The organism is Candidatus Mycoplasma haematohominis (genome assembly GCF_902712995.1).
Classification (GTDB): domain Bacteria; phylum Bacillota_I; class Bacilli_A; order Mycoplasmatales; family Mycoplasmoidaceae; genus Eperythrozoon_B; species Eperythrozoon_B haematohominis.
Window position 1 is genome coordinate 41,519 of sequence record NZ_CACTIB010000016.1, and the last position, 20,843, is coordinate 62,361.

General features: G+C 32.1%; 34 protein-coding genes and 1 tRNA gene. 3 read left to right on the plus strand and 32 right to left on the minus strand.

The genetic code is table 4. The features are described 5' to 3' along the window. Nucleotides 1–3: 3 nt before the first annotated feature. From rpmJ to H6411_RS02750, 3 genes are read right to left on the minus strand one after another with little or no spacing between them, the layout of a single operon-like run. Entirely contained in the window at nucleotides 4–117 is a 114-nt protein-coding gene (rpmJ, locus tag H6411_RS02740) for a 50S ribosomal protein L36 (RefSeq protein WP_216083116.1), read from the minus strand. Next, the gene (gene infA, locus H6411_RS02745; RefSeq protein ID WP_216083117.1) at nucleotides 117–377 is read right to left on the minus strand and encodes a translation initiation factor IF-1; all 261 of its coding nucleotides are present in this window, start codon (nucleotides 375–377) and stop codon (nucleotides 117–119) included. Before infA ends, rpmJ begins: the two co-directional genes overlap by 1 nt. Beyond that, complete coding sequence (locus tag H6411_RS02750; protein WP_246307740.1) at nucleotides 378–1,202, minus strand: M24 family metallopeptidase; 825 nt, start codon at nucleotides 1,200–1,202, stop codon at nucleotides 378–380. Nucleotides 1,203–1,309: 107 nt separating this feature from the next. On the opposite strand from H6411_RS02750, the gene H6411_RS02755 reads away from it, so the two are divergent. Then, nucleotides 1,310–1,483, plus strand: a complete 174-nt coding sequence (locus H6411_RS02755) for a hypothetical protein (protein ID WP_216083118.1) — start codon at nucleotides 1,310–1,312, stop codon at nucleotides 1,481–1,483. A gap of 8 nt (nucleotides 1,484–1,491) precedes the next feature. On the opposite strand, the gene H6411_RS02760 is transcribed toward H6411_RS02755, so the two are convergent. Genes H6411_RS02760 through rpsJ form a run of 22 tightly spaced genes read right to left on the minus strand, consistent with a single transcriptional unit; the run spans nucleotide 1,492 to nucleotide 12,695 of the window. Continuing rightward, entirely contained in the window at nucleotides 1,492–2,103 is a 612-nt protein-coding gene (locus H6411_RS02760; protein ID WP_216083119.1) for an adenylate kinase family protein, read from the minus strand. Between the two features lie 15 nt (nucleotides 2,104–2,118). Then, entirely contained in the window at nucleotides 2,119–3,510 is a 1,392-nt protein-coding gene (gene secY, locus H6411_RS02765; RefSeq protein ID WP_246307741.1) for a preprotein translocase subunit SecY, read from the minus strand. Beyond that, nucleotides 3,491–3,946, minus strand: a complete 456-nt coding sequence (gene rplO / locus H6411_RS02770; protein ID WP_216083120.1) for a 50S ribosomal protein L15 — start codon at nucleotides 3,944–3,946, stop codon at nucleotides 3,491–3,493. The genes secY and rplO overlap by 20 nt, the downstream gene beginning before the upstream one ends. Nucleotides 3,947–3,948: 2 nt before the next feature. Continuing rightward, nucleotides 3,949–4,560: a 30S ribosomal protein S5 gene (gene rpsE, locus H6411_RS02775; RefSeq protein WP_216083121.1), complete on the minus strand. Its 612-nt coding sequence runs from the start codon at nucleotides 4,558–4,560 to the stop codon at nucleotides 3,949–3,951. Between the two features lie 4 nt (nucleotides 4,561–4,564). Next, on the minus strand, nucleotides 4,565–4,921 hold the full coding sequence (gene rplR, locus H6411_RS02780; protein ID WP_216083122.1) for a 50S ribosomal protein L18: 357 nt from the start codon (nucleotides 4,919–4,921) through the stop codon (nucleotides 4,565–4,567). Between the two features lie 2 nt (nucleotides 4,922–4,923). Further along, nucleotides 4,924–5,478, minus strand: a complete 555-nt coding sequence (rplF, locus tag H6411_RS02785; RefSeq protein WP_216083123.1) for a 50S ribosomal protein L6 — start codon at nucleotides 5,476–5,478, stop codon at nucleotides 4,924–4,926. After that, nucleotides 5,478–5,873, minus strand: coding sequence for a 30S ribosomal protein S8 (gene rpsH, locus H6411_RS02790; protein WP_216083124.1), 396 nt, complete (start codon nucleotides 5,871–5,873; stop codon nucleotides 5,478–5,480). The genes rplF and rpsH overlap by 1 nt, the downstream gene beginning before the upstream one ends. Further along, a complete protein-coding gene (locus H6411_RS02795; RefSeq protein WP_216083125.1) occupies nucleotides 5,867–6,052 on the minus strand; it encodes a type Z 30S ribosomal protein S14 in 186 nt (61 codons plus the stop codon). The genes rpsH and H6411_RS02795 overlap by 7 nt, the downstream gene beginning before the upstream one ends. A 1-nt stretch (nucleotide 6,053) precedes the next feature. Then, nucleotides 6,054–6,614 (minus strand): 50S ribosomal protein L5, encoded by a 561-nt coding sequence (gene rplE / locus H6411_RS02800; protein ID WP_216083126.1) that lies wholly within the window; start codon nucleotides 6,612–6,614, stop codon nucleotides 6,054–6,056. Beyond that, a complete protein-coding gene (gene rplX, locus H6411_RS02805) occupies nucleotides 6,615–6,929 on the minus strand; it encodes a 50S ribosomal protein L24 (RefSeq protein WP_216083127.1) in 315 nt (104 codons plus the stop codon). Next, a complete protein-coding gene (rplN, locus tag H6411_RS02810) occupies nucleotides 6,929–7,297 on the minus strand; it encodes a 50S ribosomal protein L14 (protein WP_216083128.1) in 369 nt (122 codons plus the stop codon). The genes rplX and rplN overlap by 1 nt, the downstream gene beginning before the upstream one ends. Before the next feature lie 2 nt (nucleotides 7,298–7,299). Next, nucleotides 7,300–7,581: a 30S ribosomal protein S17 gene (gene rpsQ, locus H6411_RS02815; RefSeq protein ID WP_216083129.1), complete on the minus strand. Its 282-nt coding sequence runs from the start codon at nucleotides 7,579–7,581 to the stop codon at nucleotides 7,300–7,302. Further along, a complete protein-coding gene (gene rpmC, locus H6411_RS02820; RefSeq protein ID WP_246307742.1) occupies nucleotides 7,581–7,832 on the minus strand; it encodes a 50S ribosomal protein L29 in 252 nt (83 codons plus the stop codon). Before rpmC ends, rpsQ begins: the two co-directional genes overlap by 1 nt. Before the next feature lie 2 nt (nucleotides 7,833–7,834). Continuing rightward, entirely contained in the window at nucleotides 7,835–8,281 is a 447-nt protein-coding gene (gene rplP, locus H6411_RS02825; RefSeq protein WP_216083130.1) for a 50S ribosomal protein L16, read from the minus strand. Nucleotides 8,282–8,287: 6 nt separating this feature from the next. Further along, entirely contained in the window at nucleotides 8,288–9,028 is a 741-nt protein-coding gene (rpsC, locus tag H6411_RS02830; protein WP_216083131.1) for a 30S ribosomal protein S3, read from the minus strand. Between the two features lie 2 nt (nucleotides 9,029–9,030). Beyond that, entirely contained in the window at nucleotides 9,031–9,507 is a 477-nt protein-coding gene (rplV, locus tag H6411_RS02835; protein ID WP_216083132.1) for a 50S ribosomal protein L22, read from the minus strand. Nucleotides 9,508–9,509: 2 nt separating this feature from the next. Continuing rightward, on the minus strand, nucleotides 9,510–9,782 hold the full coding sequence (gene rpsS, locus H6411_RS02840; RefSeq protein WP_216083133.1) for a 30S ribosomal protein S19: 273 nt from the start codon (nucleotides 9,780–9,782) through the stop codon (nucleotides 9,510–9,512). 11 nt (nucleotides 9,783–9,793) lie between these two features. Further along, nucleotides 9,794–10,648 carry a 50S ribosomal protein L2 gene (gene rplB, locus H6411_RS02845; protein WP_216083134.1) on the minus strand — a complete coding sequence of 285 codons (855 nt, stop codon included), beginning with the start codon at nucleotides 10,646–10,648 and terminating at the stop codon, nucleotides 9,794–9,796. Then, nucleotides 10,638–11,015 (minus strand): 50S ribosomal protein L23, encoded by a 378-nt coding sequence (gene rplW, locus H6411_RS02850; protein ID WP_216083135.1) that lies wholly within the window; start codon nucleotides 11,013–11,015, stop codon nucleotides 10,638–10,640. Before rplW ends, rplB begins: the two co-directional genes overlap by 11 nt. After that, nucleotides 11,006–11,650 (minus strand): 50S ribosomal protein L4, encoded by a 645-nt coding sequence (rplD, locus tag H6411_RS02855; RefSeq protein ID WP_216083136.1) that lies wholly within the window; start codon nucleotides 11,648–11,650, stop codon nucleotides 11,006–11,008. Before rplD ends, rplW begins: the two co-directional genes overlap by 10 nt. Before the next feature lie 5 nt (nucleotides 11,651–11,655). Next, on the minus strand, nucleotides 11,656–12,369 hold the full coding sequence (rplC, locus tag H6411_RS02860; RefSeq protein ID WP_216083137.1) for a 50S ribosomal protein L3: 714 nt from the start codon (nucleotides 12,367–12,369) through the stop codon (nucleotides 11,656–11,658). Between the two features lie 17 nt (nucleotides 12,370–12,386). Continuing rightward, nucleotides 12,387–12,695: a 30S ribosomal protein S10 gene (rpsJ, locus tag H6411_RS02865; protein WP_216083138.1), complete on the minus strand. Its 309-nt coding sequence runs from the start codon at nucleotides 12,693–12,695 to the stop codon at nucleotides 12,387–12,389. Between the two features lie 508 nt (nucleotides 12,696–13,203). Between rpsJ and H6411_RS02870 the strand changes: the two genes are divergently transcribed. Next, nucleotides 13,204–13,274 (plus strand) — tRNA-Thr (locus tag H6411_RS02870). Between the two features lie 20 nt (nucleotides 13,275–13,294). Here H6411_RS02870 and rplL read toward each other — a convergent pair. The 4 genes from rplL to H6411_RS02890 form a co-directional block, all read right to left on the minus strand. After that, nucleotides 13,295–13,666, minus strand: a complete 372-nt coding sequence (gene rplL, locus H6411_RS02875) for a 50S ribosomal protein L7/L12 (RefSeq protein WP_216083139.1) — start codon at nucleotides 13,664–13,666, stop codon at nucleotides 13,295–13,297. A 32-nt stretch (nucleotides 13,667–13,698) separates the two neighbouring features. Further along, complete coding sequence (rplJ, locus tag H6411_RS02880; protein ID WP_216083140.1) at nucleotides 13,699–14,187, minus strand: 50S ribosomal protein L10; 489 nt, start codon at nucleotides 14,185–14,187, stop codon at nucleotides 13,699–13,701. A 16-nt stretch (nucleotides 14,188–14,203) separates the two neighbouring features. Further along, a complete protein-coding gene (locus H6411_RS02885) occupies nucleotides 14,204–14,908 on the minus strand; it encodes a hypothetical protein (RefSeq protein WP_216083141.1) in 705 nt (234 codons plus the stop codon). A 206-nt stretch (nucleotides 14,909–15,114) separates the two neighbouring features. Beyond that, nucleotides 15,115–15,867, minus strand: coding sequence for a hypothetical protein (locus tag H6411_RS02890; RefSeq protein WP_216083142.1), 753 nt, complete (start codon nucleotides 15,865–15,867; stop codon nucleotides 15,115–15,117). Nucleotides 15,868–16,021: 154 nt separating this feature from the next. On the opposite strand from H6411_RS02890, the gene H6411_RS02895 reads away from it, so the two are divergent. Continuing rightward, a complete protein-coding gene (locus tag H6411_RS02895; RefSeq protein WP_216083143.1) occupies nucleotides 16,022–17,809 on the plus strand; it encodes a lyase family protein in 1,788 nt (595 codons plus the stop codon). Here H6411_RS02895 and H6411_RS02900 read toward each other — a convergent pair. From H6411_RS02900 to H6411_RS05910, 3 genes are all read right to left on the minus strand, one after another. Further along, entirely contained in the window at nucleotides 17,790–18,239 is a 450-nt protein-coding gene (locus tag H6411_RS02900; protein ID WP_216083144.1) for a hypothetical protein, read from the minus strand. The two genes, H6411_RS02895 and H6411_RS02900, sit on opposite strands and share 20 nt — an antisense overlap. 84 nt (nucleotides 18,240–18,323) lie before the next feature. Beyond that, nucleotides 18,324–19,457, minus strand: coding sequence for a restriction endonuclease subunit S (locus H6411_RS02905; protein ID WP_369408490.1), 1,134 nt, complete (start codon nucleotides 19,455–19,457; stop codon nucleotides 18,324–18,326). A 207-nt stretch (nucleotides 19,458–19,664) separates the two neighbouring features. Further along, a complete protein-coding gene (locus H6411_RS05910; RefSeq protein ID WP_369408491.1) occupies nucleotides 19,665–20,822 on the minus strand; it encodes a restriction endonuclease subunit S in 1,158 nt (385 codons plus the stop codon). Between the last annotated feature and the right edge of the window lie 21 nt (nucleotides 20,823–20,843).

Consider the following 20,843-nt stretch of genomic DNA (forward strand, 5'->3'; position numbering starts at 1 on the left):
AACTTATTTTTGTCTTTGTTTGTGTTTAGCTATCTTACAAATTACTCAAACCCTGTCTTTTCTCTTAATAATTTTACAGTACTTACAGATCCTCTTGACCGATGCTCTTACTTTCATTATTTTTGTTCTGTACTCTCTTCTGGCTTAGGATCAAGTAACCTTTTAACTATTCTTCCTTTTGTCAAATCATAAGGGCTTATTTCAACTTCCACTGTATCCCCTAGTATGATATGAACATTGTATTTTTTTATTTTCCCAGACACATGACAGTCTATCATCGTACCATTCTGAAGTTCTACTATTATTAATCCTCCTCCCTTGATTTGCTTAACTATACCTAATATACATATTTTATTTTGTTTATCAGATAGAGACATTTAAACTAGATATTCTTTTATTTCTTCCGGAGTAGCTGTCAAGACTTCTATTCCGTCTTCTTTTATCAAAACCATATGCTCTCAATGGCATGTGAAAACACCGGGCACTTTAGATACGATATCGTAACTGTTTTTTCCTTTTGCAAACTCACCTGTTGTTTGTTTTAATAACATTGGCTCTATACAAATTACTCTATTAGGATACAAAATATCTCCTTCTCCTTTTTTTAAACCCTTATTAAATACATTTGGACGTTGATGTAGTGCTTTCCCAATGGTGTGACCTACGTAACCATCTATTAATGAAATCTTATTGTCATTTCAACTTCTTACTAATCCCTCTATCGCAGAAGCTATATCTCCATTTTTCAAAACTTGCTTATTTTCTTTAATGCTCTTAGCTATTTTTATTCCAGCTCATAAAGCCTTATGACATTTATTGACAAATTTTTGATATTCAGGATTTGATTCTGGCTCCACTATTACTGTTACAGCAGAATCAATATATACGGATTTATGTTTAAACCCTATATCTAGGGTTATTTTGTCTGTCTTTTGAAGAGGAGTATCATTTCCTACTCCATGGATAATGCAGTCGTTTACTGATACACAAATATGACCAGGGAAATCATGATAATTAAAGAAAGCTGGTTCTACTTCGTATTTCTTGAAAATTTCAACCGCTTTTCTATTTATATCTGCTCCAGATACTCCTTCTTTGACCTCTGCTACTAATTCCTGCTTTACTTTTTGTCATATCTTCCCTCCTTCTCTTATTTCATCTATTTCCTCTGGAGAGAGAGTTATTTCGTCTTTATTTTCCACTCTAATTTTTTATGTTATCAATCATTCTATTAGAGGAAAAAAGACAATACATTGAAGTTGGATAAGATATTCCTTTTAGATTTTATAGAATTGAAGAGCTTTTTATCATGAGTGATTATTCTATTTTTAAGCTTAATTTGAGATTTAAGATAGCTTCTATGACAGCTACTTTTCTTGGATTGTCTTCTACTATTTATTGGGGGTATGAGGTTGCGAGAATTTCTTATTTGAAGACTAGAGCTACGAAAGAAGGGGTGGGCGGAAGTAGTTCTTCCCCTTAATAACTTAACTACTCCAACTCAGACAATTTATCTGATACTTGTTTAACTATTTGATCTATAGATTTTCTTGCATCTATTTCAATAACATTGCTATTTGCTTTGTAGTAATCAATTAGAGGTTGAGTATGCTGCCTATATAGATCTAATCTCTTCTGTATTATTTCTCCAGTATCATCTGGCCTTTTATATAACTTAGAACCATCAAAATCACACACTCCTGGAACTTTAGGAGGATGATGTATTAAGTTGAAAGAATGATCTTCTTTTTCGCATAATAACCTATTCGATAGTCTTTCAATGATGTACTCATCTGTTAAGTTTGATAATTGAAAGATTACTTTTATAGGATAGTGCTTATTTAAAAATTCAGCTTGAACTTTGGTTCTTGGATAACCGTCAAGAATCACTTTCGAATCAGGTTTAAATTTAGAAAGTTCTTTAATTACTAAATCGTTCACCAAGTCATCACTTATTAAAGAACCTGAATTTGCATTTTTATCTTTAAGAGCTCTAAATATTTTTCCTGTAGAAAAATGTATGAAGCCCTTAGTTTGCACTAACTTCTGTGATATTGATCCCTTCCCTGTACCTGGAGCCCCTAAAAATAGAATAAGTATCATCTATAGGATCAAATTTTACCAGAGGTAAAAAGATTTGGCATTGTTATCTGAACTGCTTTCAGATAATGTGTTTTGCTTGATTTGACTATCCAATAATATATTCTTGCTTTTGTATTTGGATGCAATAGAGTTTGATTTAATAGATTCCATTATTTGTATAGCTCCAGATACCAAAATAATAATACCTGTACCTCCTAATGACATACTATTAGGTAAACCGGCGGTCATATTTAAGAAGCTAGGAAAGACAGCCACTATTGCTAAGAACGGAGCTCCGAAGCAGTTAATCCTATTTATGACTGATTTCAAATAATTATATGTACTTTGTCCTGATCTAACACCAGGGATAAATCTACCCATCTTACCAAAACCTCTAGCCAATTCTTCTACATTGATTTGTATGTGGCTATATAAGAAAGAAAATGCAATGATCAAGAAAGAGTAGATAGTTAAACCAACACCACTGTTTAAGGATAAATATTCATGTACGAAAGGAGAAATAGCAGGGTTTTTATTTTTAAGAAGTTCTCCAATAGCACTCGGGAAAACCATAATTGAACCTGCAAAAATAACTGGAATAATACCTGCTGGCATTAATTTGATAGGTAAGTAGGATATTTTCTTTCTGTCTGTAATCAAACCTTGTCCAGTTTGTTGCAGAGGTATTTTCCTTACAGAACCATTGATGAATACTATTAACAGCAATATTAGGAAGTAGAAGAATAGATAGATGATGAATTTAAATATTGAAATGAATTGTTGATGTTCCGGGTTTACTGTTTTGTCTGAAGCTAAATAGTTATAAGTAGATATAAAGTTCTCTGGAAGAGAAGCAACAATACCAGACATAATCAAAATTGTGATTCCATTTCCTAAACCTTTCTTAGAGATAATGTCAGCTAGGAATAAGGAAATATAGGTACCAGCAATAAACATCAATATAAGAAGAGTTCTTTCTCCTAAAGGAAGAGCGCTAAATGTATTTTTAATTTCTCCTGAAAATGTTTTGAAAGTGATTATTCCACTTCCGCTGACTAGAGAAATAGTTCCAAGAGATGTCATTATGGCAAAAGGGAAAGTTAGAAGTCTGGTATACAGCTCCATCTTTATTCTTCCTCTTTCTCCGCTTTTCCTTAACTCTGACAAATGCTTAATTACATCATTAGATAACATCTGAATGATGATCTGAGCTGTAATGTAAGGAGAAATACCTGTAGTAAATAGACTTACTTTTCTTAAACCACCACCACCAAGAAGATTTAATAGTTGAGAAAGACTACTTGTTTGCTCCGTTTTGTTGAGAACTATTCCGGGTACAGTTACGCATATACCTATTTGGAATATGCAAAGTATGAATAATGTAGAGAATACAGCAATTCAGGTATCTCTATTTCCCTTGAATATCAATGAAACTAACTATATTACCATTTGCCTTAAGAACCTCTGCGGCTTTTTTAGAGAATGCATGAGCCTTTATATTTATTCCTTTTAACTGAGTTTTATCTCCTATAAACTTAACAAGCTTGTCTTTCTTTTTAATTCAACCGATTTTTAATAGAATTTCTCTATCAATTTCTTTTATATCTTTTAAACTTTCTAGCTGTCTTATATTTATAGCTTTTATGGGAGTTCTAAATTCATAATTATTGAAACCATACTTACCTACTTTTCTATAAAGAGGCATTTGGCCGCCTTCAAAACCTAATCTAACCGTTCCAGATTTTCTTGCATTTTGACCCTTAGTTCCTCTTGTACAAGTTTTCCCTATTCCTGAAGAAAATCCTCTTCCAACTCTTTTTACCTTATGACCACGTGCACCTTTGTAAGGAGAAATCTTTAACATGTTTATTCTTTATTAGTTTGTTTTTCATTTTCTGATTCATTCAAATGAAATAACTCCTCAAATGTCTTGTCCCTCAACCTTGAAATGTATGATGGACTTCTTTGTTCTTGTAAAGCTTTTAGAGTTGCTCTAATCATGTTCATAGCCGTATTAGAACCTAGATTTTTTGAATAGATATCTGTGTATCCAGCTAATTCAAGGACAGTTTTAATTGCGCCACCTGCAATAATACCTGTACCTGGTTTAGCCGGTTTAACTAAAACTTTGGAAGCCCCATGTTTTCCCAAATATTCATGAAAGATAGTTCTTTTACTGTTCATTGAAACTTTTACTAAATCTTTCATTGCTCTCTTTACCGCTTTTTTTATTGCATCTTGAAATTCTTTTGATTTACCAATACCAAAACCCACTTTTCCTTTCTTGTTTCCTACAACTACTAATACTCAAGCCCTGCTTTGTCTACCACCTTTTGTTGTCTTAGAAATTCTTTTTGCTTTTATTACCTTTTCTTCAAATTCAGTTTTGTAAGCCTTCTTGAAACCTCCTTTCTTCTCTTTTCTTCTTGAACCAGGATGATGAGCGTCTCCTCCGTGTGTTGTTTTTCTTTTTTCCATGTTATTAAACTTTAAATCCTTCTTCTCTTAATATTCCAGTGATTATAGATATTCTTCCTGTATAGCTATGCCCCCCTCTATCGATAACTAAATTTTCAACTTTCAATTTTTTAAGTTTTTTACTTAGGACTTTAGCTAGTTTCACACAACTTTCTTTATTTCCATTTTTAAGTTTTAAAGACAGAGAACTAGAAGAAGCAATAGTTTTTTGTTCTAGATCTTTTATTGATTGAATGTAAACATGTGAATTTGTCTTTGTCACTCTCACCCTTATTCTGTCATTTCCTTCTCTTACTCTAGACAATATCCTTTTATGTCTTGCATCTCTAAGAGCTTTATTATTTTGATTAACTTTTTTCATTTCTATTTTTTAGTTCCTTCAGAGGTTTTTCCTACTTTCTTAATTATTATTTCATCCTTGTATTTGACCCCTTTTCCTTTGTAAGGTTCTGGAGGTCTAAACCCTCTTATTTGAGAAGCTAAAGAACCAAGAGATTCTTTATTGTATGAACTTAATTCTATCTCTAAGGAAGAAATTAATTTAAGAGTTACATCTGAAGGAATGTCTAGAAATATAGGGTGTGAGTATCCTAGATCTAGCCTTAATTTTTCTCCAGCCATAGTTGCCTTGTATCCAACACCTACGATCTCTAATTTCTTTACAAATGGATTTGTCAAGCCAGAAAAAGCATTATTTACTAAAGCATTAATAGTTCCGAATTGAGCTCTAGAGTGCTTAGAGTTGTTTACCTTTGAGGTAGTAAATACTCCATTCTCTAACTTTGGAGTTACAAAGAATTTGTTGTACTTAATTTCAAGCTTTTTATTTTGAGTATTCTCGACAACAATTAAGTTATCGCTAATCTCAACTTTTATACCATCCGGAACCCTTAATTCCCTATTACCAATTCGTGACATTATCAAATGTAAGCTATTATTTCTCCTCCGACATTTAATTTCTTAGATGTTTTCTCGCAAATAACTCCCTGACTAGAAGAAATTATTACTGTTCCCATTCCATTCATAATTATTGGAAGATTCTTGTTTTTGCAGTAAACCCTGTAGCCTGGTTTAGATACCCTTTTAAGACCTCTTATTGCTGATACTCCTGATTTGTACTTTAGATAAACAGTTACATAGGAAACTCCGTTTTCGAATGTCTTATTTATGTAATCAATTATGTAACCTTCATCTTTCATTATTTTTAGTATTGCAAGTAATAACTTAGAGGAATAGAAAGAAACAGTCTTCTTTCTTGACTTGATTGCATTACTTATTGCGCAAAGAGCGTTTGCAATTGGATCGGTTATCATGATGCTTTTTTAATTCCAGGCAGCATTCCTTTTGTTGCGCAATCTCTGAAACATAGTCTGCATAAGCAAAAATCTCTAAACACAGCTCTAGGTCTACCACATCTTTGACATCTATTGTACGCTCTTACCTTAAACTTAGGAACTCTTTTACTTTTTTCTATTAACGCTTTTCTTGCCATACTATTCTGCTATCTGTTGAGATCTTTTAGTTAATGGAACTCCTAATGAAGAAAGGAGAGCATAAGCTTCTTCATCTTTGTTAGTTGATGTTACAAATGTAACGTCCATACCTCTTGTTTTCTTAATGTTGTCGTAAACGATTTCCGTAAATATAATTTGTTCCTTTATTCCTACAGTTAAATTCCCTCTTCCGTCGAAAGAATTACTTTTAATTCCTTTGAAGTCTCTTACACGAGGAAGAGCTATGTTTATTAATTTATCCAGAAAGTTTCACATATTTTTATTTCTTAATGTAACCTTAAGACCTATAGATTGTCCTTCTCTTAATTTAAATTCAGCAACTGATTTTTTAGCTTTAGTTATATATGGTTTTTGGTTAGTTATTAGTTCTAATTCTGAGAAAGAAGACTCTAGATACCTTCTGTCTTGCGTAGCGTCTCCGCAACCAATATTGATAACTATTTTCTCAAGTCTTGGAACCTGCATTACTGAAGAAAAATTAAACTTTTCCTTTAGTTGAGGTGTAATCTCCTCCCTAAATTTCTTATGTAAACGATTCATCTAAAAGTTTCTAGGAATTTCTTCTTTTGTTTTTCTATTAACTCTAATTTTCTTTCCGTCCTTTATCATGTACCCTACTTTTATTGGTTTTTCTGTTTTTGCATCTATTAAAGCTACATTTGAAATATGTATAGGAGCTTCCTTTTCTTGATAATTCTCTGAACTTTTACTATTTTTTATACATTTTCTTACTTTGTTCACGCCCTCTACTAACACTCTATTCTCTTTGACTAATACTTCCAAAACGGTACCTACAGATCCTTTGTATCTACCGCTGATGACTTTCACTTTGTCTTTTTTTATTATTCTTCTCACTATAGTACTGCAGGGGCTAGGGAAAGAATTTTTGTATACCCTCCTTTTCTTAATTCTCTAGTTACAGGACCAAAAATTCTCGTTCCTATAGGATTTTTATCCTCCTTTATAAGTATGCACGCATTTTCGTCAAATGAGATCATTACTCCATTTTTTCTATTGATAGGTTTTTTAGTTCTTACAACCAAAGCTTTAAACATGTCACCTTTTTTGATATTCCCTGATGTTGAAAGACTTTTTACTGAAACTAAAACAACGTCACCAATAGATGCATATCTTCTTTTTGTTCCTCCGTAAACTTTTATAACACCTACCTCCCTTGCACCAGAATTGTCAGCCACTTGCAATCGGCTCATGAATTGAATCATACTTATTTAGCGGGTTTTGTTATTTCCAGCAATCTCCATCTTTTTTTCGCTGACAATGGTCTACAACTAATAATTTTTACTAAATCTCCATCCTTTCCCTCTTCTTTTTCATCATGGGCATGAAATTTTTTATGAGAAACTACGTGTTTTTTATATAGCGCATGCATAAATTTTCTTTCTACTGTAACTACTATAGTCTTTGCACTTTTTGTAGAAGTAATAACTCCTTGTAAAACCTTTTTTCCTCCTGTTTTATTGGTTGAGGGTCGTTTATCTGGGGTCATTATTTTTTATCGCTTTTCTCTTTTACAGAATCACTGTATGCTTTTCAATCTTTAAATGATATTTTCTCTCCTCTTTCTTGCAAGATAGTTAAAAGTTGAGCAATTACCTTTCTACTTTGTTTGAATATACCAGTATTGGTTATTTCTCCTTGAGCCAATTTAAATCTATTTTCAAGAATAGAAGCTTTTAATTGAATCACCATAGATTTAATCTTCTGTGTGTCATAACTTCTTAGTTCTTTTGTAATCATTGTTATTTTTTAATAGCGCCACACATTGTTTGTTTATTGCACTCTGCTCTAAAAACAGTTTTTGTTTTAATAGGTAACTTAGCTCCTGCTAAATAAAAAGCTCTTTTTGTTTCTTCTACTCCCAAACCTTCTATTTCAAAAAGAATAGTTCCTTTTTTTACAGGACACACAAACTTTTCAGGAGCACCCTTACCGGATCCCATCCTTACCTCTAGAGGTTTTTTAGTCAAAGACATGTGAGGGAAAATTCTTATCCACATTTTTCCAACTTTTCCTAATTTTTTTGAAATTGCAATCCTTGCAGATTCTATTTGTCTATCGGTTATTCAAGCACCTTCCTCTGCCATTATTCCTGCACTCCCAAAAGCAACATATCTATTTCCTTTTGCTGCTCCCATGTAACTAACTTTGTGAGGTTTTCTTCACTTAACCCTTTTTGGCTGTAGCATAGTTTATTAATAAGTCGCTGCAATATATTTATTATCTTTTGATTTATCTGATTTTCAATTTCCTTTTGAAGGCGCAGAAGGTAGAGGCATAAATCTTTTTCCGAAATACAATCCTCTGTTAACTCAAACCTTTACTCCTATTATTCCATATGAAGTTTTAGCTGTTTGGAATGAATAATCTATGTCAGCTCTAAAAGTAGATAGAGGAACTGAACCATCAGCATAGCTTTCACTTCTAGCAATTTCAACTCCATTTATTCTTCCAGATATTTTTACTTTTATTCCCTGAGCTCCTGCAAGCATAGATTTCTTCATCAATCTCTTAACTGATGATCTGTGCGGTAATCTATTCTGAATTACATCAACTATTTCCTGACCAATTAACTCAGCTGATACAGAAGGATTTGCTAATTCTCTTGGTTCTAGTTTGATATTTATATTTTTGCCCAGTATCTTTTTAAGTCCTCTGTGTACCATTTGTATTTCTTTTTCTCCTGAATAAAGCAATCCTATTTGAGATACATGTAAATAGATAACTATTGTTGTTGATTTGTTGGCGTTTGCAAATCTTTCTATTTCTATATATCCAACACCACAAGGTCTAAATTTTTCCTTTAGTAGCTTTCTTACTGCTTCATCTTCAAGAATTCACTTAGCTCTTGTTTTTCCGTCTTGAGCGTTTCACCTAGAAACCCAATTCTTGTTTAAACCGAACCTAAGACTATTAGGATTTACCTTCTGACCCATGATTAATTCCCTTCTGATTCTCTTTGCTTTTTAGCAATTAATTTAGGCATAATCTCAATAGATGTATTTTTATCAAGTGATTTTCTATATTTACTCTGATGTGCTCGTGGTTTCAGAAAGATAGCATTTCTTTTTTCTTTCTCTTGTGGATCATCTGAAACCCACACTTCTAAATGAGAAAATCTCTTTCTCATTAAATCAGCTCTACCTCTTGCTCTTGGCATTGTTCTTTTAAGAGTTCTACCTTGATTGGCAATACTACTAAATACATACAAATCTCTACCAGACATAGCATGATTATGAACAGCATTAGCGCAGGCAGCAATTAATAACTTACTTAAATACTTAGCTGTTTTGTGAGGTTGATTTTCTAGAATCTTCAAAGCTTGTTCTACGGATTTATTTCTTATTAATCTGCAACATAGATTAGCTTTTTTAGATGAAACATGAACGTTTCTTTGAATTGCTTTAGCCAGCATAATTATTTCTTACCTTTTGCAGCAGTATGTTGTTTAAATACCCTCGTCAATGCAAATTCCCCTAGTTTATGACCAAGCATATACTCTGTGCAATAAACGTTTACAAAATTCTTTCCATTGTGAACTGCAAAAGTTAAACCTACAAATTCAGGATATATTGTGCTTCTTCTTGATCAAGTTTTTATTATCTTTTTCTTCTCTTGATTTTGCATCGCAATAGCCTTTTTTAACAGCGATGGTTCTACGTATAAACCTTTCTTTGAACTACGTGACATACTTATAGATTTTATTTTTTATTTTTGAAATGTCTTGAAACAACTATCATTGAGTTAGATCTTTTTGTTTTCTTTCTAGTTTTAACACCCATACATTTTTTACCTCATGGTGTTCTAGGAGCGTCTCTACCGATTGGACTCCTACCTTCACCACCACCATGAATATGATCATTAGGGTTCATGGCTGATCCTCTAACAGTTGGCCTAATACCTAAATATCTACTTTTTCCTGCTTTTCCTAATCTAACTAAGCTATGATCTGCATTTGATACTGCTCCTATAGTCACTCTTGCAGCGTTTGGAATTTTCCTATTTTCTTTAGAGGTTAATTTAATTACTGTAAATTTACCGGTTGAGTCTTTACCTAATACTTGAGCATAAGCTCCAGCAGCTCTTGCTAATTTTCCGCCCCTACCAGGATCTAATTCAATATTGTGTATAAAGGTACCTTCCATTATTTTCCCTATAGGCATGCAATTTCCAACTTTTGCATCTATCCCTTCTTCTCCGGAAACAATCCTATCTCCTACCTTTATTCCTTCCGGAGTAAGAATATATCTTCTTTCTCCATCAAGATAAGCGACTAAGGAAATAAATCCTGATCTATTTGGGTCATATTCAATAGTCTTTATTATTCCTGGTATGTTGTCTTTATTTCTTTTGAAATCTATAATCCTGTATCTTCTTTTATGTCCTCCACCTCTGTGTCTTACTGTTAACCTACCAGTATTATTTCTTCCTCCTGTTTTGTTTAAGGGCGTAGTTAAAGACTTAAGTGGAGAGTCAGCACTCAAAGTTTTCTTGTAATTAACAAGAATTATTTTTCTTCTACCTGATGATCTAGTAACTACTTGTTTAATTGCCATCTCCTTCTTTATTTGTTTCTTCTGTCTCAACTATGGTTTCGCTCTCTTCTTTTGCTTTGTTCATTTCTTTCATGACTTTGTCTTGTAATTGCGCAAAATCATCTGCATTAACAGTGATGAAAGCTATTTTGAAACCTTTATGGTAATTCTTTCTATTCTTATTCATATACCTTGCTTTTGCTGGTTTTCTTTTTAAAACATTCACTGATTTTGGTTTAGTTTCAAACATTGAAAAGAAAGCATTGGCGATCTGATATTTGTTGGCTTTGCTATTGACAACGAAAGCCATCTTTGGATTTTTAAATCCTCTCATCAACTGAGTCTTTTCAGTTAATTTTGGTTTTATTATTACTGAGCTTATTTCCATGTTTCTAATTTTTTGTAGATTTCATCAATAGCTTTGTTAGTTACTAGTAAGTAGTCTTGATTTAGTAAATCTCTTACTGAGCAATTATTTGGACTTCTTAGAATCAAATTCCTTATGTTTCTTGTTGAACTTGAAAAGCTTTTTTCGTCCATATTAGTTATGAGTAGTATTTTTTTATTCAATAAATTTGCTTTTTTTAAGAACTGATTAAATTCTTTTGTTTTGTAAGAAATAGAACATACAGAGTCATTAAGTATACAAATGTTTTCTGATTCGATAATACTAAATCATGAAGTTATGTAAGCAATTTTTGATACTTTTTTATTTACTTTGACTGTGTAATTTTTTTCTGGAGTAGGGCCAAAAGCTATACCACCACCTGTGTAATGAGGGTTTCTTTTTGAACCTTGTCTTGCTCTACCTGTGTGCTTTTGTTTGTAAGGCTTTTTGCCTGTACCAGAAACTTCTGATTTATTTTTAGTGTCGTGAGTTCCTTGCCTTCTATTTTGATTTTCAGCATTAACTGTCTCAAAAATAGTGTGTCTATTTATTCTTTTTGGGGTTATTACAGTTTCAGGAACTACTTGTTCCTTTCCAAACTTTCCCTCCTTATCTATTACCTTTATTTTTTTCATAATTACTATTGTTGTACTGAAGCAGATTCGTCAATTGATTTATTTTTATAAATTTTGAAAGGAGCAGAAACCTGTTTCCTTTTTCTTGTCGTTGGTTTTAGCTTTACTATTCCCTCAGGTTTGCCAGGAACACAACCTCTTAAGAAAATTAATTTTTTTTCTTGATCTGTATGAACAATTTCCAAATTTACAGCAGTAACTAATTCAGAACCATATCTTCCGCCCATTTTTTTACCTTTCCAAACTTTTTGAGCTGCAGAACCACCCCTACCTGTTTCTAGGGAACCACCGAATCTATGTGGATAACCTGCACCGTGGGATTTAGGCCCACATCTGAAATTTCAAAGTTTTATTGCTCCTGTGAAACCATGACCTTTAGTTGTTCCTTGAACATCTATTAAATCACCGATTTTGAATAAATTTTCGAAGCTTATTAAATCACCAATTTGATATTTAGAACTGTCTAATCCTTTTAGTTCGTAAACATGTCTTCTAACTCCTTTTCCAGCTTTTTTGTATTGGCCAGTTAATGGCTTGTTAACTAATTTTTCTCTTATTTCTCCATATCCGACAACTAATGCGGAATATTTATTTCTTTCTTGAGTTTTTATATCTACGACTAGATTTGGAGCCACTTCAATAACAGTAACCGGCACCAATTCACCAGTTTCAGAAAATAATTGGGTCATGCCCACTTTTTTACCTATTAGGGAGAACAATTTAATTTTTTGGAGGGTTATTTGAACTTAACGTTCAAATCTAAGGAAGCAGGCAAGCTCATTTTTTGAATATCTGCAATTAAATCTTGATTGAAAGAAGTAAAGATTATCAATCTTCTATGTTCTTTTTTTTCAAATTGTTCCATGGAAGGTTTGTTAACGTGTGGAGATTTTTGGAATGTGTAAAGTTTTCTTTTTGTTGGAAGAGGCAAAGGGCCTTTAACTTTTACTTGGTGTAATAGAGCAAGTTCAACAATCTTTTTAACTCAAAGATCTAGGAGCCTGTAATCAAAGGACAATAACTTAACTTGAATTTCTGACATCATATTAAAAAAAGCATCATCTATAAATTATATTTGTGTACTAGCTCAAATTTAGTCAAACGAAGTAATGTTGGGTATATCGCAAAACTAACGAAAGGGAAGAACACAAGCCATCAATATCGAGATTTTTTGTCTCAATTGAAAGTTGAATGTTCCCTTTTATACTTCTTCATTTTTTTGTAAAGATTTACTCCTAAAATGATTCTTAATAGAACAGTAAGAATCATTGCGCATATATGTAAGGTGCCGTACCAAGTTGATCAATCACTTGAAGAAGGACTTCCTGTGAAAAGAGATCCAAATGTTGAGAAAATTTCCGATGCTTTATTTTTTCCTAGGATTAGCGCAAAATAAATGAAATTGATGATAAAGGGAGCTATTCATACAAGAAAAATACTAATGTCAGTGAGTCTTATTTTCTTTATTAGAAACAGCACCTTCATCTTTTTAAGGGCTGTTAAATTATCGTCTTCAGTAAAAAATGGAATATATGACATAAAATTTAATGTATGCCGAATTAGTTTAATGGCAAAACAAGACAATGGTAATGTCTAGCTCGGAGTTCGATTCTCCGATTCGGCACCGCTTTAATTTATTTGGAATTATTTGAATTCGACTGTTGCCCCAGCCTCTGTAAATTTCTTTTTAAGAGCTTCTACTTCTTCAGCAGGAACGACATCTTTTATTAAGGAGGGAGTAGAATCTACCATTTTTTTCGCTTCCATTAATCCGATACCAGTAATTTCACGAATTACTTTTATTACCGCAATTTTATTTGCGCCGGCATTAGTTAAGTGGAGAGCAAATTCTGACTGAGCATCTTCTTTTGCCCCAGAATCTGAAGTTGGAGCCGCTACTGAAAAATTAGCAGAAATATTGAACTCGGTTTCAATAGCTTTTACCAATTCATTTATTTCAAGAATGGTATATTGCTTTAATGTTTCTATTATTTCGCCTGCTGATAACTTGCTCATATTTTTTGTCTATTTAGATTTTATTTAATAAATTACTGTTTTTCAACATTCTTTATCAAGAAGGTCAATTTGTAAAGTGGAGAAAGCAGAGTTTGAGACAGTCTAACCAATAGGTCTTCTTTGCTTCCTAGGCTAGATAGAAGTTTTAAATTTTCTTTTTCGATGACTTCGTTATCGAAATAAGCAAGTTTGAGTTTCAGGAAATCTTTTTCTTTAGTTAGTTTGATTACATCCTGGAATGGTTTTATATCGTTGTTAGTTAATAGAATGGCACTAGATCCAGTCATTTCTTCACTGTTTCCGAGTTTCAATTCTTTAAAAGTTCTGTTCAAAATATTGTTTTTATGAACAATCAATTTAGATTTTGATTCTCTGACCTTCCTTCTTAATATCGATATCTCTTCCGAGTTAAGACCTAAATACTCAAAAACTAAGAATGAACCAAATTCCTTTATGTCCTTAGACAATAAAGAAACCTCATCCGCCTTTCTTTGAATTATTTCTTTCGTACGATTTCCCATTAATTAAATCTTATTACTATTTAAAATTCGGATAACAATTTCTTACAAAATTTATTTCATCTATAGTAGTTGTACTAATTCCTACAGTGTAGTTACTAGGAAATCAGTCGCACCAAGATTCTGAATTAATTTTATATTCGTTTGTTTCTTCTTGCTCGTCTGATTTATATGAAGATCTTATATTTTGTTTTTGATATGAATGATAAAAGCTATCTTCCATTATTTCCTTATAAAAATTGATTTTTTTGTAGGCAATTTTCTCTCTTATCTTCATAGGGAAAGCGCAAAATTCTGACACTATTTTGTATTTTCTTTTAATCTCGGATATTGATGTAGATGATATTGAGCTTTCTAACAGTTGTTGGCAATTTTTTATTAGTCTTTTTACTGTAATTCCGGCAAGAGTTTTTTTGTGAACTTCGATTACTGATCTTCATCCATATTCCTGATTTTGAGTATTTAATAGTTTGGGAATGTAGAATTCATTTCTTTCTCTGAATATTATCTCTCCATCTTCAGATGTTTGCTTAAATATTTTGTATTCTGATGAGAATACTTCTTCTAAGGAGTTCTCTGCTATTTTTCGTGTTCTATAATCCGATTCATTCATTAAAGAAAAATCCCTTTCTTTTTCTATTTTTTCTCCAGGAACTGCCTTTTCAAACATCATTGAATCGTTACTGATCAATCATTCAAGAGAATTGTTTTGATCTGCGCTCATCTTTGCAGCAATTATTCCTGATATCACTACACAGGGAATGAAAAAACAGATAATTGTTTTCCCGCTTAATAAACCTAACACCCTTTAAATTCAAAGGAGGATTTATTTTTTTTGGCACATTATACTTTCGAGCAATCTCTAAATACAAATTTCACAGAAGAACCAATTTTCGTAGTTATATCTGCTTGTTGTTTATGTATTTTTGATTATTCGAACTTAGAAAAGTAGTTTCAACTAGGTAACTCCAAGCTAATCTTTTCATCATCTGTATCTTTGATAACAAGTTTTTTATTCGCTAGATCTCCAACGCTGTTTAAAGCCACGTCTAATCTTTCTACAAATCTGGCTAGTCTGAATCTACATTGAACGAAGAAATCCATATAGGCTCTTATGTAATAATCAATGTCGTTTACAAATAAATCTTTTCTTAAGATTTCTTTAATTCTTTTCAATTCCTTTATTAGTTCATCTGCTTCTGCAATTCTTCTTTTTCTAAATAAATTAGCTTGAAAACCTATGTAATTCTCCTGCTTGCAAAGCTGTTTAAGACAGAAATTATCCTTAAGTTCATAAAAATATTTTTCCGCTCCAGAAATCAACATTCTGAAAACCTCTAGGTTTCTAAATCACTGTCTTTCATAGATGCTGCCTACTTCTTTAAGTGCTTTCTTAAACTCTTTATTTCTGCTGTATACCATTCAACTTTTCATTTTTTTAAATTCAATAAACCTTGCAAAACTAATAGGAGTATTGAATCTCCTTATTTTTAGGTGTCTTTCATCTTCTCCTAGATAAGGAGAAAACAGATTTTCTATTTGTCTAAGTCTTATCCGAATGTCGTGATCGCAGTACCTAATTGCGTCACTAACTAAATATCCGTAACTATTGTTGAATTTCTTAATTCTTTCTCTTATTTCTATCCCCTCCTGTATTTTTCTTTGTTCTTTGCGGTTTGACATACTTATTATTTAATTAAATCCTTTAACATTTTGAACTTGTTGTCATATATATTTAGTTTATAAGTATATTTCTTACCTAAACCTAATGATAAAGAGATACTCAGTTAAATCTATAGAAAATATCTTTTCTGATAGTAGCAAGCATAAAAAATGGTTGAAAATTGAAATTTTATTACTTAAGTATCTTGCAAAAAAAGACATTTTAAATGAGGCAGTTGTTAATGAATTTGAAGAGGAAGCGTTAATAGTTCCAAGCAAGATAAGGACTTTAGAGAAAAAAACGAATCATGATGTAGTCGCTTTCATTAATCACGTTTCTAATACAGCAAAACCTTCTATTAAAAAGTGATTGCATTACGGACTTACTTCATCTGATTTGGTTGATACGGGTAATTCCATGATGTTTAGAGAAGCAAATGCCGTTTTTATAAAAGCAGCATATGACTTATTGCTTAGATTAAGAAGATTGTCTAAATCTAATAAAGATGCATATTTATTGAGCAGAGATGATTTGTGAAGGGTAAACGGAATTACTTCTTTTGGATACAAAATAGCTTTGTGCTATGAGGACATGAGAGAGGCTGTAGCTGATATTGAGAGGCATAGAAAATATGTAGAGTGTGTTTCTATATCTGGGTCTATGGGTATTTGTTCTCATATAGATCCAGAATTACAAGATTTTGTTGCTGCTGAGTTAGATTTATATAGCGCTGATTGTTCTACTCAAGTATTAAGCAGGGATAGATACTACAAACATTTTTGATTGATGAATAGGTTGATCCAATCTATTCATAATTTGTGTCAAGAAATTAGATTGCTGGCTAGGACAGAAGTTGGCGAGGTTTATGAGTTTTTTTATGGTGAGCAAGTAGGTTCTTCTTCTATGCCTCACAAGAGAAATCCTATTACTTTAGAAAATATATGCGGGCTTTGCAGATTATTTAACTCTTACTGTTACGCTGCTTCTAGAAATACAGCTATTTGATTTGAAAGAGATATATCCCACTCTTCTTTGGATAGGGTTGTTTTCTTAGATGCATTTAGCACCGCAGTTCAGATTATTAAGCGTTTTTATAAGGTGATGGCTCATTTGTCTATAGATAAGAAGAGAATGATGAAGAATATTAGAGAGAATGATTATTTAGCTTTTAGAAATATTGCTTTTAAAGAATTGTTGAAGAGATCTAAATGTATTTCAGTTGGAGAGATAAATCAGCACATAGAGACAATAAGAAAAGATTCTGTTGATTCAAAAATTAGTTTTCAAGAAGCTATGATGAGGACAGATGTTGTTGATTATTTAGGAGAGGAAACAATAAAGAATATTTTTGATCCTGCTTATCAACTAAAGAGTCTGGATGTTTTCTATGAAAGAATCTTTTTAGAGTCTGAGAAGAGAAGTAGGTTTGATACTGTTTTTTACGAGAAGGAAGAGATTATTAATGCTATTGAGTCTGTAGCTTTGAGATTGAATTGCGAATATGGAAATAGAGATGTTCCTGTTAAGTTGATAGTTTTAAGAGAAGGAACGATAGTATTTCTTTCTCATTTGTTGACTAAATTGAATTTTCCTGTGGAGTTGAAGTCTATTAATTCTTCTCTTATTAAGCACTTATTGAAAAATAAAAAACCTGTTCATAACGATATGTTTGATTTGGTTCAAGCTGATGTTAAAGGTAGAGATGTTTTGATAATCGATGATGTTTTAGAGAATGGGGAGTTTATTAAGTCGCTGAAAAAACGAGTAGGCGATTTGGGAGCTAAGAAAATTAAAACACTTACTTTATTTGCGACAACTAAGAAAGAAGCACATAAGGATTTGGATATGTTTGGGCTTCTATTACCTACTACTGTTGGAGTTGCTGGATTTGGAATAGATAGTGTCTATGGAGAATTTAGGAATTATGCATTTATTGGTAAGCTTAAGCTTGAGCACTTGTAGTTAAAGAACATCATTTTTTGATGTCGTTTTCTTGATTGGTTTTATTGGTGTTAGTGTTAGCTGAAGGTTGAACATAAGTTTTTGCACAGGTATCTTTTATTTGGCTTCCGTTTAGTTCTCCGTCTTTTTTGGTTTTTAGTGTTTCTTTTAATGTTTTGAATTCTGTGCTACTTGGAGTTTCAGAACTATTTTTAAGATTTATTTCTTTTTGTTTTCAGGTTCTTCAATTTTCTTTTGGATTTATTCCTAATAAAACTGCTTTATTAGCGTGACATAGTTTGTCAGCGTAGTTAGAACCATCACATTCATGCGACTGCGCAAGAGTTTGAGGATGTTTTTCGTAATATGATGCTGCTCCAAAGTAACCAGCAGTACATCCTATTAGCATTAAAACCACTGTTATTGTTGTTTTTGCTGTGCCGTGTAGCATAAAATTTTTGGCTCTATATTTTGTTTATTTGTTTGTAGTTAGATGTTTTTTTGTAATTTTTGAAGTTTTCAAGTCTTTATCAAATTACTTTTTTATTCAATTTTCGATTATTAGCAAGTCTCTGTAGCATTCGTATTGCTTCTTAGCCATTTCTATTTCTTTAGCAATACCCGTTTCATATTCACATAATTTTCTGAATTTATCAAGAATATTTACTATTCTTTCTTGTACTTCTAGAGGAGGCAAAGGAATTTTTATTTGTTTCAGTTTGTCGGCAGTTATATTGGCCATTGTGCTGTTTGAAGCTAGCATTTGTTTTTGTTGTTGAACGTTAGATGTTGATAGAGCATAAGCTAAATATTTTGGGTTTTGGTTGTGTTTAAGTACAAATAGACCTCATCCTGCAATGCATTCGTCTTTTCCTAAATAAGCAGATGTTGTGGCTATTTCTTTAGGATTTTCTCCAGTTAAGGTAATTAGAAGATCTCCATATTCACAGTATTTTTTCTTTGAGATTAGATCTGGATTTATTGAGGAAATAGGTTTGTAAATACACATTCCATATTTGGTATAGAGTTCGCCATAGACTATGTATGGATAGTTTCCAGAACCAATAAATTCTTTTCTTACTCCATTTCCTCTGTAGATTTGAGTGGCTATTTCTTCTATTGTTTTTGTATTTTGAATTTGAGAAATTAGTTTTTCTTTGTAGTGTTCGTATTGTTGTTTTCTTAATTGAAGTTCACAAGTTAATTGACTTATTAATTCAAGATGTAGATTTAAAAAATTTGAGATCTTGTTTTGAATTTCTATTGATGGGACTGGGATCAATAGATTTTTTAGTTCTGATATTGAAATACCTTTAATTGCGCCACCTCTTACTAGTTGTTTTATTTTTGGTTCGAATTTATTTAAGGCGTGAAATAAATAATCAGAAGTTATTTGGTTGTTTACTTTTAAGGCGCAGACAGCTGAGCTTAAGTAGAAATCTTGATTGTGATTATTTATAGCTATTTTTCCGGAACTAGCTCCTGAGACTGTTATGCAGACTTCTTTTGGTTTGAGTATGAACTTGTCTAGGTTTTGGGAATAGTCTTCTTTTCTGAAGTAGATTAATTCATCAGTATTTATTTCTCCTTTTTGGATATTCAGTACTTTTAGTATTGGAAATCCAGAGTTATGGTATATTTTTTCAGAAAAATTAAATCCTCGTTGTATTCTTCTGAGAACCTCTGAAAGAGATTTTCATTCCCAACCCCCCCCTTATACACCTCTCTTTTAAAAAAGAATTTTTTTTGGACAAAAAAATTTTGATCTTGAAGATAACTGCATTGAAGTTTATGTGCGTGAGAATTAGGAAAGTTTATTAAACGCGAAAAGTCTTAAAAACGTTCATGTGTTGTTTTGAATATGCAAAATATACCTTTAATTTTTTGTTTGGGGAATTAATAGGTCTCTGAAACATTTGTATTGTTTTTCTGTTACTTCAATTTCTGCTTTAATTCCTATTTCTCCTTCGCATAACTCTCTTAAATACTCTAGTTTTTGAACTATTTTTTCTTGGATTTCTAAACTAGGAATAGGTATTTTTATTTTTTTGAATTTGTTTGTTGATATGTTGACTATTGTGCTTTTTGTGGCCATAGTTTGTTTTTGTTGTTCGGCATATGCGGTAGACAAGGCATAGGCTAAATATTTTGGATTTTGATTATGTTTGAGTACGAATAAACCTCATCCAGCTATACATTTTTCTTTACTGAGATATGTACAAGTTTTTGCGATTTCTTCTGGCTTTTCGCCTGTTGAAGTAATTAGTAAATCTCCGTATTGGCAGTATCTTTTCTTCTTTATTAGATCTGGATTTATGGTTGAGTCTGGTTTATATATAAATGTTCTATATTTTGTGTATAGCTCTCCGTAGACAATGTATGGGAATTTGCCAGAACCTATGTGTTCTTTTCTTACTCCGTTTCCTCTATAAATATCTGTTGAAATTTCTTGTATGGTTTTTATATTTTTGTTGACTGAAATTAACTTATCTAAGTAGTGTTTAAATTGATGTTTACGTAGCGTTAGTTCTTGTTCTAAGTTTTCTTTTAGTTGGATTAGTGAATCTAGTAGTTTGGAAATTTTGTTTTGAGTTTCTATAGGCGGAACAGGTATTTCTACTTTTTTCAGTTGTTCTAGTGAAATTCCTTTTACTGCTCCTCCTCTAACTAAATTTTTTATTTGTGGTTGTATCTGGTTTAGGGCGTGAAATAAGTAATTGGAGGTTATTTGATTTCTTATTTTCAGTTTACAAACTGTTGAACTGATGTAGAAATTTTGGTTGTGATTATTTATGGCTATTTTTCCTGAACTGGCACCTGAAATAGTTATGCAGACTTCTTGGGGTTCGAGTATGAATTTATCTAGATTTTGTTTGTAGTCAGTTAAGTGGAAATAAACTAGTTGATCTGTGTCTATCTTTCCATTTTGGATATTTAGTACCTTTACTATTGGGTAACCTGAACTTGTGTATTTTTTATCGTCAAAACTAAAGCCTCTGATGAATTGAACGACTTCATCCAGTCTTTTCCATATTCAACCCCCCCCTTATACACC